Source organism: Bacillus sp. JNUCC-22 (assembly GCF_018861275.1).
Lineage (GTDB): Bacteria > Bacillota > Bacilli > Bacillales > Bacillaceae > Bacillus > Bacillus velezensis.
This window is the reverse complement of sequence record NZ_CP076408.1, coordinates 2,353,774-2,370,216: the sequence shown is the minus strand read 5'-3', so window position 1 is coordinate 2,370,216 and position 16,443 is coordinate 2,353,774. Positions and strand designations below refer to the sequence as shown.

15 protein-coding genes are annotated in these 16,443 nt (G+C 45.6%); 10 read left to right on the top strand and 5 right to left on the bottom strand.

All coding sequences use genetic code 11. The features are described 5' to 3' along the window. Positions 1-20: 20 nt before the first annotated feature. Positions 21-1,265 carry a DNA polymerase IV gene (locus JNUCC22_RS11245; RefSeq protein WP_216061735.1) on the top strand — a complete coding sequence of 415 codons (1,245 nt, stop codon included), beginning with the start codon at positions 21-23 and terminating at the stop codon, positions 1,263-1,265. 108 nt (positions 1,266-1,373) lie between these two features. After that, positions 1,374-2,783, top strand: coding sequence for an NADP-dependent phosphogluconate dehydrogenase (gene gndA, locus JNUCC22_RS11240; RefSeq protein ID WP_007408395.1), 1,410 nt, complete (start codon positions 1,374-1,376; stop codon positions 2,781-2,783). Between the two features lie 91 nt (positions 2,784-2,874). Here gndA and zwf read toward each other — a convergent pair whose 3' ends face one another. Next, complete coding sequence (zwf, locus tag JNUCC22_RS11235; RefSeq protein WP_007612433.1) at positions 2,875-4,344, bottom strand: glucose-6-phosphate dehydrogenase; 1,470 nt, start codon at positions 4,342-4,344, stop codon at positions 2,875-2,877. Positions 4,345-4,552: 208 nt separating this feature from the next. On the opposite strand from zwf, the gene rnz reads away from it, so the two are divergent. Both rnz and rpmG read left to right on the top strand, forming a co-directional pair. Beyond that, complete coding sequence (rnz, locus tag JNUCC22_RS11230; protein WP_012117934.1) at positions 4,553-5,479, top strand: ribonuclease Z; 927 nt, start codon at positions 4,553-4,555, stop codon at positions 5,477-5,479. Positions 5,480-5,557: 78 nt separating this feature from the next. After that, entirely contained in the window at positions 5,558-5,707 is a 150-nt protein-coding gene (rpmG, locus tag JNUCC22_RS11225; protein ID WP_003153246.1) for a 50S ribosomal protein L33, read from the top strand. Positions 5,708-5,756: 49 nt separating this feature from the next. On the opposite strand, the gene JNUCC22_RS11220 is transcribed toward rpmG, so the two are convergent. From JNUCC22_RS11220 to JNUCC22_RS11210, 3 genes are all read right to left on the bottom strand, one after another. After that, positions 5,757-6,530: an alpha/beta fold hydrolase gene (locus JNUCC22_RS11220; RefSeq protein WP_038459097.1), complete on the bottom strand. Its 774-nt coding sequence runs from the start codon at positions 6,528-6,530 to the stop codon at positions 5,757-5,759. Between the two features lie 113 nt (positions 6,531-6,643). Beyond that, positions 6,644-7,660: an NADPH dehydrogenase NamA gene (namA, locus tag JNUCC22_RS11215; protein WP_003153250.1), complete on the bottom strand. Its 1,017-nt coding sequence runs from the start codon at positions 7,658-7,660 to the stop codon at positions 6,644-6,646. 138 nt (positions 7,661-7,798) lie between these two features. Continuing rightward, positions 7,799-8,122 (bottom strand): GlpM family protein, encoded by a 324-nt coding sequence (locus JNUCC22_RS11210; protein WP_216061734.1) that lies wholly within the window; start codon positions 8,120-8,122, stop codon positions 7,799-7,801. A 138-nt stretch (positions 8,123-8,260) separates the two neighbouring features. Between JNUCC22_RS11210 and JNUCC22_RS11205 the strand changes: the two genes are divergently transcribed. Next, positions 8,261-9,139, top strand: coding sequence for a LysR family transcriptional regulator (locus tag JNUCC22_RS11205; RefSeq protein WP_015240165.1), 879 nt, complete (start codon positions 8,261-8,263; stop codon positions 9,137-9,139). A gap of 343 nt (positions 9,140-9,482) precedes the next feature. Here the strand turns inward: JNUCC22_RS11205 and loaP are convergent, their stop codons facing one another. After that, on the bottom strand, positions 9,483-10,013 hold the full coding sequence (gene loaP, locus JNUCC22_RS11200; RefSeq protein ID WP_007612427.1) for an antiterminator LoaP: 531 nt from the start codon (positions 10,011-10,013) through the stop codon (positions 9,483-9,485). Positions 10,014-10,747: 734 nt separating this feature from the next. Between loaP and fabD the strand changes: the two genes are divergently transcribed. From fabD to JNUCC22_RS11175, 5 genes are read left to right on the top strand one after another with little or no spacing between them, the layout of a single operon-like run. Beyond that, complete coding sequence (gene fabD / locus JNUCC22_RS11195; protein ID WP_216061733.1) at positions 10,748-13,006, top strand: ACP S-malonyltransferase; 2,259 nt, start codon at positions 10,748-10,750, stop codon at positions 13,004-13,006. Positions 13,007-13,046: 40 nt separating this feature from the next. Then, a complete protein-coding gene (locus JNUCC22_RS11190; protein WP_007612421.1) occupies positions 13,047-14,027 on the top strand; it encodes an LnmK family bifunctional acyltransferase/decarboxylase in 981 nt (326 codons plus the stop codon). Positions 14,028-14,051: 24 nt separating this feature from the next. Next, positions 14,052-14,324, top strand: a complete 273-nt coding sequence (locus tag JNUCC22_RS11185; protein WP_003153264.1) for an acyl carrier protein — start codon at positions 14,052-14,054, stop codon at positions 14,322-14,324. Then, complete coding sequence (locus JNUCC22_RS11180) at positions 14,321-15,685, top strand: long-chain fatty acid--CoA ligase (protein ID WP_216061732.1); 1,365 nt, start codon at positions 14,321-14,323, stop codon at positions 15,683-15,685. The genes JNUCC22_RS11185 and JNUCC22_RS11180 overlap by 4 nt, the downstream gene beginning before the upstream one ends. A 14-nt stretch (positions 15,686-15,699) precedes the next feature. Then, positions 15,700-16,437: an SDR family oxidoreductase gene (locus JNUCC22_RS11175; RefSeq protein WP_007408405.1), complete on the top strand. Its 738-nt coding sequence runs from the start codon at positions 15,700-15,702 to the stop codon at positions 16,435-16,437. Positions 16,438-16,443 lie beyond the last annotated feature (6 nt).

The following is a 16,443-nucleotide window of genomic DNA, read 5'->3' as shown; positions in this document are numbered from 1 at the left end:
AAGGAAAGGAGGCGCCGGGAGTGGCCGGAAAAGGGAGAATTATATTTCATATCGATATGAACAGTTTTTATGCCTCCGTAGAAATGGCGTATGATCCGTCTTTAAGAGGAAAACCTATCGCCGTTGCCGGAAACGTGAAGGAACGGAAAGGAATCATCGTCACCTGCAGCTATGAAGCGAGAGCGCGGGGCGTAAAGACCACCATGCCGGTGTGGCGGGCAAAACGCCTCTGTCCGGAACTCATCGTCGTGCCTCCGAATTTTGACCGCTACCGGAGTTCGTCAAAAGAAATGTTCAGCATTCTGAGGGAGTATACGGATTTAGTCGAGCCTGTTTCTATTGATGAAGGATACATGGATATTACGGACACACCGCACAGCCACAGGGCGTATGAGACAGCCGAAGACATTCAGGCGAGACTGCAAAAAGAGCTTCTGCTTCCGTCAAGCATCGGCATCGCCCCGAATAAATTTCTCGCTAAAATGGCTTCTGACATGAAAAAACCGCTCGGCATCACCATTTTAAGAAAAAGAGAGCTGCCGGACGTCTTATGGCCTCTTCCGATTGAAGAGATGCACGGTATAGGAACGAAAACTGCGGAAAAAATAAAAACGCTCGGCATCAAAACGATCGGTGATTTGGCAAAAGGAGATGAACATGCGCTGAAAACGCTTCTCGGCATAAACGGCCCGAGGCTGAAGGATAAAGCGAACGGCATCCATCCTGCAGAAGTCAATCCCGAGCGGATTTATGAATTTAAAAGCGTCGGCAACTCATCCACCCTGTCGCATGATTCGGCTGACTGGGATGAATTAATGGGCGTGTTTGACCGGCTCGCGCTGTCTGTGAGCGAACGGCTCCAGCGTAAGGAGGTCATGGCCTGCCGGCTGTTCATCATGATTCGGTATGCGGATTGGAAAACAGTCACAAGAAGCATGACCCTCAGCAATCCGGCTGATCAGAAAAAAGACATCATGAAAGCGGCGATGGAACTGTTTGACAAGCACTGGAACCAAAACCCGGTAAGGCTTCTCGGCATCACCGGAACGGAACTGGTTGAAAAACAGCAGGCGTATAAACAGCTTGATCTGTTTTCATTCAAGGAGGACGCAAAGGATGAGCCGATTTTTCAGATGATGAACGAGCTGAATGAAAAGTACGGCCAAAACCTGATCAGAAAAGGCGCCGTTATAAAAAAAGAAGAAAGCAAAACAAGGGGAACGAGCTTTAACAGAGACTTTTTTCAGGATGAAAAGAAAAGGTGAATAACTTGAAAAAAGGGGTTATGTATGATAATTTCTTTAGTATAAATATCATTTTATTTTAATTTAAATTTTAAAATGGTTAAACGTTTGAAGAAGGGACGTTAGAATATGTCAAAACAACAAATCGGAGTTATCGGTCTTGCGGTAATGGGTAAAAATCTGGCTCTTAACATCGAAAGCCGGGGATTTTCTGTGTCTGTATACAACAGATCAAGCAGCAAAACGGAAGAGTTTTTAGAAGAGGCAAAAGGCAAAAATGTTGTCGGTACATACAGCATTGAGGAGTTTGTCCAGTCTCTTGAAACACCCCGTAAAATTTTATTAATGGTTAAAGCGGGAACTGCAACGGATGCGACGATTCAATCTCTTCTTCCTCATCTGGAAAAAGACGATATTTTGATTGACGGCGGAAATACATACTATAAAGATACACAGCGCCGGAACAAAGAGCTTGCCGAAAGCGGCATTCACTTTATCGGAACGGGTGTATCAGGCGGTGAAGAGGGAGCGCTGAAAGGGCCTTCTATTATGCCGGGCGGCCAAAAGGAAGCGCACGAACTCGTGAAACCGATTCTAGAAGCCATTTCTGCTAAAGTGGACGGAGAAGCTTGTACGACATACATCGGCCCGGACGGAGCGGGGCACTATGTGAAAATGGTGCACAACGGTATCGAATACGGTGACATGCAGCTGATCTCTGAGTCATATTTCATTTTGAAACAGGTGCTCGGATTGTCTGCCGAAGAGCTTCACGAAGTATTCGCTGAGTGGAACAAAGGAGAGCTTGACAGCTATCTGATCGAAATCACGGCTGACATTTTCACTAAAAAAGATGAAGAAACGGGCAAACCGCTTGTTGACGTCATCCTTGATAAAGCAGGCCAAAAAGGAACGGGTAAATGGACAAGCCAAAGTGCTCTTGACTTAGGCGTGCCGCTTCCGATTATCACTGAATCTGTTTTTGCGCGTTTCATTTCCGCAATGAAAGAAGAGCGTGTGAAAGCAAGCAGCCTTCTGTCCGGGCCAGACGTTAAGCCGGTCACTGAAAATAAAGAAGAGCTGATTGAAGCGGTCAGAAAAGCGCTCTTCATGAGTAAAATCTGTTCTTACGCACAAGGCTTCGCCCAAATGAAAGCCGCGTCTGAAGAATATAACTGGGATCTGAAATACGGTGAAATCGCGATGATCTTCCGCGGCGGCTGTATCATCCGCGCGGCGTTCCTGCAAAAGATCAAAGACGCATATGACCGTGAACCGGAGCTTGACAACCTGCTGTTAGACAGCTACTTCAAAAACATTGCAGAAAGCTACCAAGGCGCCCTTCGCCAAGTGATTTCACTTGCCGTAGCCCAAGGCGTGCCGGTACCTTCGTTCTCAAGCGCACTTGCGTATTACGACAGCTACCGTACGGCAGTGCTTCCTGCAAACTTGATTCAAGCGCAGCGTGATTACTTCGGCGCGCATACGTATGAACGCACAGATAAAGAAGGCATTTTCCATACTGAATGGATGAAGTAATGAAGAAGCCCCCGCAGTTATTGCGGGGGCTTTTCTGATATTAAAAACCGCGGGCCGTCCATGAACGGCGCCGCGGTTTTTTGATGTTTTCTTATATATTCCACCAGTGGAGACCGTCTTTTTCAAGAAGATCGTCCGAAGCTTTCGGTCCCATTGACCCGGCTTCATAATTCGGAGAAAGGGTTTTGTCGGCTGCCCACGTTTCGGAAATCGCATCGACGAAATTCCAGGAAAGCGCCACTTCGTCCCAATGGGCAAAGTTTGTCGCATCACCGAGCAGACAGTCATGGATTAATTTTTCATAGGCTTCCGGTGTGTTCATTTCATCACTGCAGTTGCTGCAGTAATCCAGCTTAATCGGCTGAGCATGAGCGGCTCCGCCTAATTTTTTAGCGTTCAGATATAAAGTGATGCCTTCATCCGGCTGAATATGGATGACAAGCAGGTTCGGATTTACATTCGTTTCATTGCCGTAATAAAGGTTCATCGGAATGTCTTTAAATTGAACGACGATTTTCGTTGATTTTTCTTTCATCCGTTTCCCTGTGCGGATATAAAACGGAACGCCGGCCCAGCGGAAGTTATCGATTAACAGCTTTCCGGACACGAATGTTTCCGTATTGGAATCCGGTGCTACATTTTGCTCATCTGTATAGCTCGGTACAGCGTTTCCGTCAATCGTTCCCGCTTGGTATTGTCCGCGGACGAAGTAGTCGCTCACTTCGTTTGGAGCGACAGGGCGGAGAGCCCTCAGCACCTTCACTTTTTCGCTGCGGATTTCTTCCGTGTTCAGTTTAATCGGCGGTTCCATCGCCAAGAGAGCGACCATTTGTAAAATATGATTTTGAACCATATCACGGAGTGCGCCTGATTTCTCGTAATATCTCGCACGATCCTCAACGCCGAGATCCTCACTTGACGTAATCTGGATGTTTGAGATGTAGCGGTTATTCCACAGCGGCTCAAACAGCGCATTCGCAAACCGGATGACTTCGATATTTTGAACCATTTGTTTGCCTAAGTAATGGTCGATCCGGTAAATTTGATCTTCCGTGAAAGCTTCGCGTATTTCTTTGTTAAGCTCTTTCGCACTCGGCAGGTCATGGCCGAACGGTTTTTCAATGACGAGACGGGACCAGCCATTTGTCGATGTGACACCTTCGTTTTTAAGTGATTTTGCGATAGTGCCGAAAAACTCAGGAGCCATCGCCAAGTAAAACATTCTGTTGTTCGGGATTTCATATGTATGTTCAAGCTGATCAAGCAGGACATTCAGCTCCTGATAGGAACCCGGATTCGTTACATCAAACGGATGGTAATAAAAATGAGATGTGAAATCGTCTATGTCTTTTTGCCCGGCAGAAGAAACAGACGTTTTAACGGTTTCCCGGAGGTCCTCGTTTGACCAAGGTCTTCTTCCAACACCTACAACTGCAAACTCTTCACCAATTTGACCATTTTTATATAAACGGTGAATGGATGGGTAAAGTTTTCGTTTTGCCAAATCCCCTGTGGCACCAAATATTACAATTACTGCTTTTGGTTTGTCGTTTGTTTTCACTTAGAGTACCTCACTTTATCTGAAGCATGGTTTAAAACCCCGCATATTTCCTTCATTTTAAATCTAAAATTCGTTGAAAGCAAACATTTCAGCCTGTTTTTTGCGGTTTGCGGAAAAAAATTAATCAGGTCGGAGAAGGCCCGGGTGAATTCACATTTTCAGCCTGATCCTGTATCCTTAGTAGTACAAAGATCTAGGAGGAAGCATTGTGGAATTATTATTTTTAGGGACGGGGGCCGGCATGCCGGCAAAGACGAGAAACGTAACGTCCGTCGCGCTGAAGCTTCTTGAAGAAAGGCGTTCCGTATGGCTGTTTGATTGCGGAGAAGCCACTCAGCATCAGATATTACATACAACAATCAAACCGAGGAAAATTGAGAAGATTTTCATCACCCACCTTCACGGCGACCATGTTTACGGTCTTCCGGGTCTGTTGGGGAGCCGTTCATTTCAGGGCGGTGAAGAAGAGCTGACGATTTACGGGCCAAAAGGCATTAAAGCCTTTATCGAAACAAGCCTGAACGTGACGGCGACTCATCTGACGTATCCTCTTACCGTACATGAAATCGAAGAGGGGACGGTTTTTGAAGATGAGCAATTCATTGTTACCGCAGCATCCGTCATTCACGGCGTGGAAGCGTTCGGCTACCGGGTTCAGGAAAAGGATATTCCCGGCGCATTGCAGGCCGGCAGATTAAAAGAAATGAATATCCCGCCCGGACCCGTCTATCAGAAAATCAAAAAAGGCGAAACGGTCACACTTGATGATGGCAGAATCATTAACGGTCGGGATTTTTTGGAACCCCCGAAAAAAGGGAGAATCGTCGCTTTTTCCGGGGATACGAGGGCATCAGAGCGGGTAACGGAGCTGGCGCGCAATGCGGATGTGCTTGTTCATGAAGCGACGTTTGCCAAGGAAGATGCAAAGCTCGCACATAATTATTATCACGCGACGACAGAACAGGCTGCGCAAACGGCAAAAAAAGCAGGCGCCAAACAGCTGATCTTAACTCATATCAGCGCAAGGTATCAGGGGGAATCACCGATAGAGCGTCTCGAACATGAGGCGAAAGCGGTATTTGAAAACAGTAAGATCGCATTTGACTTCATGGAGGTCACTGTGGAGCGGTCTTAAAAAATGGACGCTTGACATTTTTTTCTGTTGAGATATAATAAAACGTAATAATTACGATTTATATAAGGGGTGAAAATGATGCGTGTAAATGTTACATTGGCCTGTACAGAGACAGGGGACAGAAATTATATTACGACGAAGAACAAACGGACGAATCCGGACCGGTTAGAAATGAAAAAGTATTCCCCCCGGTTGAAAAAGTATACGTTGCATCGTGAGACAAAATAGATCACGATAACAAAAGCCATTGTGCCGTTGCACAATGGCTTTTGTTTTATCAGTTTACCGCCTGATAGGCAGGAGCATTCATTTGCTGGCGCACCGCGCACCAAACATCATAAATGGCAAGGTGGACGATATGCGGTTCATCGTGGTGAATGGCATGAGAACTGTTTTTGGCCTGAATCCATCCGCTTTGATAAGAGACATCAAGCATGCTTCTGTGCAATTTCACCCATTGTTCATGAGCGTGCTTTAAGCGCTCATCCCGCTCTCCCGATGATAAAATCAACAGCGGCATATCGCCGAAATGAATCTGCTGATGCTTGATCTGACGAAGGCTCGTCAAAAATTCCGCGTGTGATCCTTCCAATATGAACTGTTTCAAATAGGCGGCTTTCATTTCTTCGGGAAGAAGCGGAAGCACTTTCGTCTCCTGATCCTCAGAAACCGGATCAAGCATCACCATCCCGAGAATATCCCGGCGGTTCCGGCTCGCCCAAAGTCTGCTGATAATCGCGCCGTATGAATGCGAGACGACAAGATAAGGAGGCTTGACGCCGGCCTTCAGAAGAAGAGTGTTTAATTCCTGTACCATGTGGTCCGCCGTTCTCTTGTTTCGGCTTTGTCCGCTTTTGCCGATTCCGGCTCTGTCATATGTGAAAACCCCAAATTCTTCATCTATGTCAGCGAGTAATGATGTCCATGTTTCAGAAGAAGTGCCGTAGCCGGCTTCAAAGACGATCGTCACTTCGCCGGCGCCTTTACGGTGTTTCGTATAAAACGGACACCCGTCAATCAGATATGTCCTTTCCATCCATGCTGCTTTCATTGGAGTCATCCCCTCTAATTGGTTCTATAGTGAAGACGGAGAAGCTTCGGCAATCGTTTCTCAAAAAATAAAAAAAGAGACAGCCGGATCGAAAAACTCCGGCTGTCATTTCATCACCAAGCTCTGTCGTATTGAACCGGTGACGGTATTTCAGTATTCAGCTGCTTCGCTGCACTCCTTGCAAAGTGCGGATCGCGCAGAAGTTCTCTCGCGACAAAAATAAGGTCAGCGCGGTTGTTTTGCAGAATTTCTTCCGCCATTGTTCCCGTCGTTATCAAACCGACGGCGCCTGTTGCGATTTCGGCCTGTTCACGGATTTTCTCCGCGAAGCTCACTTGGTAGCCTGGGAAGACGTTAATATCAGCTTGAACGAGTGCGCCTGAGCTGCAATCAATGAGGTCGACTCCCTGTTCTTTCATCCACTTCGCAAAACCGATATGATCCGCAATGTCCAGCCCTTTGTCTGTATAATCCGATGCAGAAATACGGACAAATAACGGGCCGTCCCAGACTTCCTTGACGGCTTCAATGGTCTCGCCTAAGAAGCGGTAGCGATTTTCATGTGAGCCTCCGTATTCGTCTGTACGGTGATTGGACAGAGGGGACAAAAATTCGTGCATTAAGTAGCCGTGTGCCGCATGAAGTTCAATAATGTCAAAGCCGGCTTCTTTCGCGCGCGCCGCTGCCTGTTTGAATTCCTGAATGGTTTCTTTAATTTGTTCTGTCGTCATTTCAGCCGGTGTTTTGGACTGCTCATCGAACGGAATGGCTGACGGAGCGTAAATGTCTCCCTCAAGCTCAGCTTTACGTCCGGCGTGCGCAAGCTGAATGCCGATTTTAGATCCTTGCGCTTTCACTTGTTCCGTCAGTTTGGCAAAACCTTCGATATGATCATCGCTCCAAATGCCTAAATCCTGATCGGAAATGCGCCCCTGCGGATTAACGGCTGTCGCTTCAACGATAATCAGGCCGACCTGGCCGATTGCACGCGATATATAGTGCGCCATATGAAAAGGCTGCAGTTTTCCGTCCTTCTCATGTGAGGAATACATGCACATCGGTGCCATAACAATACGGTTTTTGATCGTTACATCTTTAACGGTCCATGGTGTGAATAATTTTCTGGCCATTTATTTCGCCTCCCGGAATGTTTTAGACATTGATTATAACAATTCATGATCATTCAGTCATATAAACTGCTCACGACTGAGCGCATTGTTATTATTGTTCTGGAAGGGCATTTTTTTATACACATCGGTGCCGTATCTTCATAACAGGCATTTACAGCCGATCATATAGCAAATATAGATGAGAAACGCACCGATGACTGCGTGGCCTCCTTTGAACCAGTTTGTCAGGATGAAAATACTGCTGATGAAGATCACTGCGCCGAAGGCACCGAATATTCCGTTTTTTTGAGCGGCTCTGAAATCGTCGGGGCTCATATTTTTCAGCTGCAAGTGAATATTCAGTAGCGTCATGATCGGCAGCAATGTGATAACGCCTGATAAAAATAAGTATTTCGACTTGCTTAAATACGCGGCGGCCATCATAACGGTGCCGCCGATAAAAAACTGAATAAGAAAACTCATGCTGAAACGCTCACCTTCTGTTTGTTATCAAGTATAATGATGGAGACATTGCCATTTTATTTTTGATTGATGTATAAGTAAACTAAATATAACTAATGCATTGGATAATAAAGAATGATATCTGGGAGATGAAGCCGGTTGGATTTAAAGAAGCATTTAGCCTTTATTAAAACGGTTGAAAGCGGCAGTCTGACCCAAGCCGCTGCCATATTGAATTACACACAGCCGAACATCAGCCAAATGATCAGTAAATTAGAGGAAGAGTACGGTTTTCCGCTTTTGATCAGACAGCGGCATGGAGTGAGGCCCACCGCAAATGGCTTGAAAGTGTTACATATTATGAAGGAAATTCAAAAAAACTATGAAAAACTGTCTGAAACCGTTGATAATATTAATGGGTTAGAAAGAGGGGAAGTCCGGCTCGGCACTGTTACGAGCGTGGCCGTAAAATGGCTGCCGAAAATTTTGAGGGAATTTAATGAGCTGTATCCTTCCATTAAGGTGCATTTGTTTGAAGGAAATTCTACTGAACTGGAAGAATGGCTGAAAGATGACCGAATTGATGCGGCGATCGGGACATCCCACAGCGAGAAGTGGCATTTTTACCCGTTGGCCGAGGATCCGATTGTAGCTGTGATGAGCCCGCAGCATGAATTGGCGCAATGTGAAACGGTTCCGTTACATGTCATGGAGTCCGTCAAATGTATCGTGCCTTATCCGGAGACACATTTTGATGTGCTGAAAGTGCTGAAGGAAGAAAAGATTACGCCGCGGGTCGCTTATCAAATCAGAGGGGATGAAGCGATTATTGCAATGGTGCGGAACAATCTGGGGATCAGCATCTTGCCGCAGCTTTTGGTGAATGATTGTGATGTGCTCATCAAACGGTTCGACCGGTATGTCTCCAGGCAGCTCGGCATTTTGACAGCTCATGCAAAGGAGACGCAGACACCTTCTGTCCAGAAACTGATTCAATGCATACAAGAATGGGTTGCGGTCCGTCAGGCTTCTGTCTGAAGAAGCCTGATGTGCGTTTAAGCCGGTTCAGGATAATAGACCAGCATAAAATATGTCACCGATTCATCCGAGGAATTAAAATAACTGTGCGGCATCGCCCGAATTCAGCACATGCTTTTCGTCATGAAGCTCAACCGTCAATTCACCGCTCTTGATTAAAATGTATCTTCCCCTAAATGTGATTTTTGCCTCATGGGCGCAGCACGGCTTCAGTTCAACTATGCCTTGAAAACAAAAATTTGACCGTGACGGTGGTGAGCGGGGTTATTTTGGTGTCGGGCTTTCGTCTGTTTATATAAAAAGGGCATCAACGGCACATGCTGTTGATGCTTTTTTTGAAATGCTAGGGTTTGGAGAGCACTTCAATTCCGACGTTGACCATTTTGTCCAGTCCCATAAAAGACAGGCAGATTTTGGCGCGTCTTTTTCTTTTATCGATCTTTTTAATAATGCCTTCCATTCCTTTAAGAGGCCCTGAGGCAACGGTTACTTTTGAATTTTCAATATAGACTTTTGAATAATCTACAATGTCTCCTTCTCCGATCAGCCTGATAATAGGGAGGATTTCTTCATCCTTAATTGTCGTGAAATAGGTTTTACGCTCTTTGGAATAATATGCGCCGTTATTCACGATTCTGCATGAAATGGGGAGTTCTTTGATTTTATGAAATGTCCGCTCTGTCATCTTCGTTTTAAACAGAACATATCCCGGAAACATCTTTTTGAGTGCCTCGTATTTGATTCCGGCTTTTCGTTCTGTGACTTTTTTCTTGGGTATGATTGAGTAGAGAGCCTGCTCATCAAACTGCAGACGCAGAAATTTTTGCACTGCTTCTTCTTTTCCCGACTCTACAAAAAGTGCGTACCATTTCATGACTGGATCCTCCTTAGAATAATAAGAAATTATTATACAAAGAAAGTATTTAATGGATAGTATTTAAAGTGATTAAAAATTTTTCTAATTCGTCTTTTTTTTACATAATATATGAAAATGAAAAATAAGTATAGACCCAATTGACAGAGAAGCGATGAAATTTTCTTTGACATGAAAAGGGTTCAGGGAATTATCTGACATTTATCCCGAAACAATTATGCCGACTGTCCACCGAATATAAAACTGTGGAATAAATGTCAGAAAATAACGAAATAAAGCCTTGACATTATTATCTATAAATTGATATTATTCTCTTTAAATAGCAACTATTTGTTAAATTTATTAAATTGATGTAAAGCACCTATTAAATTTCAATCGCTGTTTCGGCACGTTGAAGAGGAAATAGGGATTATAAAAATGATTGTAGTGTATATATCTACATATACATGATAAGGGAGAAGTGTGCCGTCATGGCTGTTTTCGGGCATATTGGCACTGCAGCTTGTCATGCGAAACATTCAGTAAACAAGCAAGATGTCTTGATATAAATTATGTTAGAAAAGGAAAACACAATGCGTTTGCGATTTTTAAACCTGTGCTGAATCGCAAACGCGTTTGTGTTTTTATTTTTATGCCGGTGTTTACACCAGTCAATATATGAAATAAGAGACGTTTTTGTATGGAGATCCACATGTGATGTACAAAATTGGCGATGCGGAAAGGATGAGGATAAGATGCTTACGTTTGTGTTCCCGGGGCAGGGTTCTCAATTTAAAGGAATGGGAGCCGGACTGTTTGATGAATTTCAAGATCTGACACGTCAGGCTGATGACATATTAGGCTACTCTATAGAAGAATTGTGTCTGGAGGATCCGAATCACCAGCTGGGGAAAACGCAATTTACCCAGCCGGCGTTATATACGGTGAGTGCACTCAGTTATTTAAAGAAAATGAAAGAGTGCGGCAGAGAGCCTGATTACGCCGCAGGGCACAGTTTAGGAGAATATAATGCGTTATTTGCGGCCGGCTGCTTTGATTTTGAGACCGGTTTGCAGCTTGTAAAAAAAAGAGGGGAGCTCATGAGCAAGGCAGCTCCCGGAGGCATGGCGGCGGTTTTGGGGTTTACCGCTGAACAAGTAAAAGAGGTTCTATCCGATTATCATCTGACCGGCATTGATATCGCTAACCACAATTCACCTTCGCAAATTGTGATCGCCGGAACGAAACAAGACATTGAAAAAGCGGGCCCCGTCTTTGAAAAAGCCGGCGTGAGAATGTACCTTCCTTTAAATGTGAGCGGCGCCTTCCATTCCCGCTATATGAAAGATGCTGAAAAAGAGTTCGCGGATTATTTAGAAGAAACGGCGTTTTTGCCTCTTCGTTTTCCGGTGATCTCAAATCTTCATGCCGCACCTTATAAGAATGATGAAATCAAAACAAATCTGACTTTGCAAATGACCAATCAGGTAAAGTGGACGGACACGATACGCCGTCTGATGGGACTTGGAAATAATGAAATTGCAGAAGTCGGGCCCGGGGAAGTGCTGACAAAACTGACGCGTCAGATTAAAAAAGATGCCGTCCCATTACCTATGCCGAAAGAAGAGTCTGATACTGCTGATGTTAAAGCATCGGCAGCTGATCCGCAAAAAACGGCGGGAATGAGATTAGGGAACGAAGATTTTAAAAAAGATTATAACATCCAATATGCTTACATGACGGGCTCCATGTACAGGGGAATTGCTTCGGAACAGATGGTCATTAAAGCGGCAAAAGCGGGAATGCTGGGCTTTTTCGGAACGGGCGGATTGAGTATCGAACGGATCGGACAGGCCATCGGAACCATCCGGTCTGCACTGCGGCAAGGGGAAACATTCGGAATGAATCTTCTTCATCATATGATGTCACCTGACAAGGAAGTCAGAATGATAGATTTATATTTGAAAAACGGCATTCATCTTATTGAAGCATCGGCATTTATGGGCATAACCCCCGCTCTTGTTATATACAGGGCAAGGGGACTAAGCAGGAATCATGACGGGTCGGTGTCAGTTCAAAACAGAATCATCGCGAAAGTATCCCGGCCTGAAGTCGCTGAGGCCTTTCTGAATCCGGCTCCGGCTCATGTGCTGGAAAGACTTGTGTCTGACAATCGGCTGACAGCCGGGGAAGCGGCGCTTGCAAAAGAAATTCCGATGGCTGATGACATTTGCGTTGAAGCGGATTCAGGAGGGCATACCGACCAAGGGATTCCGTATACATTAATGCCTGCCATGATCAGACTCAGAGACCGCATGATGGAGAAGCACGGTTATGCGAAAAAAGTAAGAATCGGCGCAGCGGGCGGCATCGGCACTCCGGAAGCGGCTGCTGCCGCGTTTCTGCTCGGCGCCGAATTTATCGGAACCGGTTCTATTAATCAATGCACGGTCGAAGCCGGGACAAGTGATTCAGTGAAAGATCTGCTTCAGGAAGCGAACGTGCAGGATACGTCATACGCTCCCGCGGGAGATATGTTTGAAGCGGGAGCAAGGGTGCAGGTGCTGAAAAAAGGACTGTTTTTCCCGGCAAGAGCCAATAAACTCTTTGACTTGTACAGACAATACAATTCTTTAGATGAAATAGATGAAAAAACGAAAACATTAATTGAAGAAAAGTATTTCCAGCGCGGTTTTGAAGAAGTGTATGAGCAGTTGAAACGTGACAAATCTCCTGAACAGATCGCCAAAGCCGAACAGAATCCGAAACACAAAATGGCGATGGTATTTAAATGGTATTTTTCTCATACGACAAGGCTCGCTCTGGAAGGGAAAAGCGAAAGTAAAATAGATTACCAAATTCATTGCGGCCCTGCGCTCGGCGCATTTAATCAATGGGTGAAAGGAACCCCGCTTGAAAATTGGAGAAACAGGCATGTCGATCTGATCGGCAAACAGCTCATGGAAGAAACAGCCGGCCTTCTTGCGCAAAGGCTGGTATCGATTACAGGCTGAGTATGACCAGCCATTACATTTTTTCTGCGGAGGACAGACCATGCTGATTGAAAATCATGAATTAACGATGAGCCATGTCGGGTTAGGGAATTTGAATGAGTACGCGCTGCTGCTGTTATTCGGCAACGCACACAGTCACCATTTAACGGACGGAACGGGATTCCGGCCTGATCAGATGGCCGATCACCAAGGGCTGATTTTGTATCCGGCTTATTTTATGACACATCTTAAAGTTCCTTCAGATCAGCCTCTTGATCAGTATCGATTATGGGACGAGGTTTCCGTCGGAGTCGATATCTCCCGGTTTGGAGAAACCATATTAGAATCTGATTATTTGTTCGGGCCGAAAGGAGCGATCAGCTCTGATAAAGGCGAGTGGGACCTGGGACGTTTTCCTTCTATGAAAGCCAATAGTTTAATTGTCGTCGACGTCACACAAACAGAAGGTTCGACCCGCAAAGTCTCAGCGCCTAAGGCTGAATGCATTGCGGAACTTTCTAAGCTAGCCAAGCCGCCTTACGCGCTGATGCGGTCAAAGAAAATCAGAACGGACGCCTTCGGTATGAAGCCGGGCAATCTCAAAACAGCAGACCCCGTTTTATATCGGGTTCCTGTTGATCAGGATGCTGCGCCCGGGCATGCCATGGTGTTTGCGAAATTCAGCAAGATAATGGATGCGGCGGAATTTGAATGGATGACGCGCCGGTCGAAGCCGGGTTTTCCGGTTTCAATCGCGCGGCATTTATTTTTGCTCGAAAGAGAGACGTATTATTACGGAAATTGTTTTGCAGATGAAGAGCTTGATATTTATATGACGGGACACATTGAAGAATGCGATCCCGACTTTCACGGTGAATCCCTTGGTATGATCTCAGTGGCGAAAATCAGCTATCAGATTGAAGTCTATATGAAAAGAAATCATACATTGCTGGCCATTTCCAAGGTGGATAAGCTGCTGGCGGTGCCGACCTCTTCACAAGATCATATTCCGGATTATAAACGGGTCATCAGAAGTTTATAAAATGAAGAATGGAGCTGAAAGCAAATGGAACAAACCAAGGAAATGAAGCAGATCATCGCTCAAATCATTCAGGACATTCAAGAACAGCAGTCATATCGGGCCGTCGAAGCGGGAGATGATGTGAGAGTCATAGAGGATCTGGGCTTCTCATCACTGGATATCGCTCAATTAGTCGCACAGATGGAGATGGAAACCGGAGTAGATCCTTTTTCCCAAGGAGAAACGATTTCCAGCATTACAACCGTCGGCAGCATTTGTGATATTTATCAAAAATATATGGACAGTGCACAATCATGAAAACAGAAAGCAGGGGAGATATCAGCTGGGTGACTGATAAGCTTAGGGAAACGCAAGACAGTGAGTTTCTCATTTTTAAAGGGCAGACTTTTACGTATGATGATTTGCTGGCACGAATCAGCTTTTTTCAGAAAGAACTTAAACAAAACGGAATACGTGAAGGAGAATGTGTGGCGCTTATCGGGGATTATTCCCCGAACGCCATTTTTTTGCTGATGGCGCTTTTGTTAAACCGAAATATCGTTGTCCCTCTCAGCAATGAATCAAGGGAAAAGCATCTCGATATGTTTGAAGACGCGAAAGTGAATCAAATCATTGAAATAAATGAAAATGACAGCTGGACGCTTCGTGAAGGTTCTGAAAGCGACTCTCACCCTCTGCTTGATGACCTGCGCGAGAGAGGGGAATCAGGCATTATTATTTTCACATCGGGAACCTCCGGCAAAAGCAAAGCATCCGTGTTAAGCGCCGGCCGGCTGCTTGAAAAATATAAAACGGCGAAGAGAAAACCGCTGCGTACGCTCATTTTTCTGAAATTAGATCATATCGGCGGCATTAATACGCTGTTTGCGATTCTGTTTAACGGGGGAACGATCGTCACATCAGACAGCAGAACGCCGGAGTCCGTTTATCAGGCGGTCGACAAACATGCTGTCCAAGTGCTCCCCGCCACCCCGACCTTTTTAAACATGCTGCTGATGTCCAAGGCGGATGCCGGCTATAACCTCTCTTCACTCCGGCTGATCACTTACGGCACAGAGCCGATGCCGCAATCAACGCTGCGCGGCATCCACCGGATGTTTCCGGATGTACGGCTGAAACAAACATACGGATTAACTGAACTGGGTATATTCTCAACGAAATCAAAAGACAGCCAATCCACTTGGATGAAAGTAGGCGGCGCCGGAACAGAGATCAAAATTACCGGAGGCACGCTTTGGGTCCGTTCTGAGTCGGCGATGCTCGGCTATTTAAACGCACCGTCACCTTTCGATGAAGACGGCTGGTACGACACCGGTGACCAGGTGGAAACAGACGGCGAATATATAAGAATTCTCGGAAGAAAGAGTGAAATCATTAATGTGGGCGGAGAGAAAGTTTTTCCGGCAGAGGTGGAAAGCGTCTTTCTGGAGATACCGAATGTCCGGGATGTTCTCATAACAGGCAGAAAAAATCCGATTACAGGCGAGATTGTTGCGGCAGTGGCCGTGCTTGAAAAAGAGGAAGATATCAAATCTTTCAGAAAGCGGGCCGTAGCTCATTGCAAACAGAAGCTGCAGCCATATCAGATACCGCAGATCATCTCTGTTACAGATCGGAAACTGTCTAATGATCGATTTAAAAAAATAAGAAACGTGTAAAACAGGAGGCAAATATGAATAACGGAAAAGTAGCGGTCGTCAGCGGAGGAAGCCGGGGGCTGGGAAAAGCGATTGTACAGACGCTTTTGGATGAGGATTACAAAGTAGCCGCTTTCAGCCGCAGTGAATCTGATTTTATTAACACATTGAGAGAGAGTGAAAAGTACCGCGGCCGCTTTTATTGGGAAGCGGCGGATGCGGCGGATGATGCCGCCATGAAACAGTTTGTTCTTCAAGTATACCGCAAGTTTTCCAGAATAGACGGCTTGGTCAATAACGCCGGTTTGAACCTTGATCAGCTGCTGCCCCTGACCAATGATGAAGACATTGACCGCATACTCAATCTGAATATCGGTTCAGTCATCAAGCTGACCCGAAACGTTTCCCGTGTCATGCTGAAACAAAATTCCGGATCAATCGTTAACATAAGCTCCATTATCGGCTCAAGAGGATTTAAAGGCACTTCAGTCTACAGCGCATCCAAAGCGGCTCTTGACGGCTTGACGCGAAGCCTGGCCAGGGAGCTCGGGTCTAAAGGAATCCGTGTCAATTCACTTGCGCCCGGTTTTGTGGACACCGATATGACGAAAAATATGCCGGAAAAACAAAAATCGCAGATTATCAGAAGGACGCCGATGGGGCGTTTAGGCGAAACAGACGATATGACCGGACTCGTTCGTTTCCTGCTTTCTCCTGAATCGTCCTTTATGACCGGACAGACAATGGCCATAGACGGCGGATTAACTTGTTAAAGCACA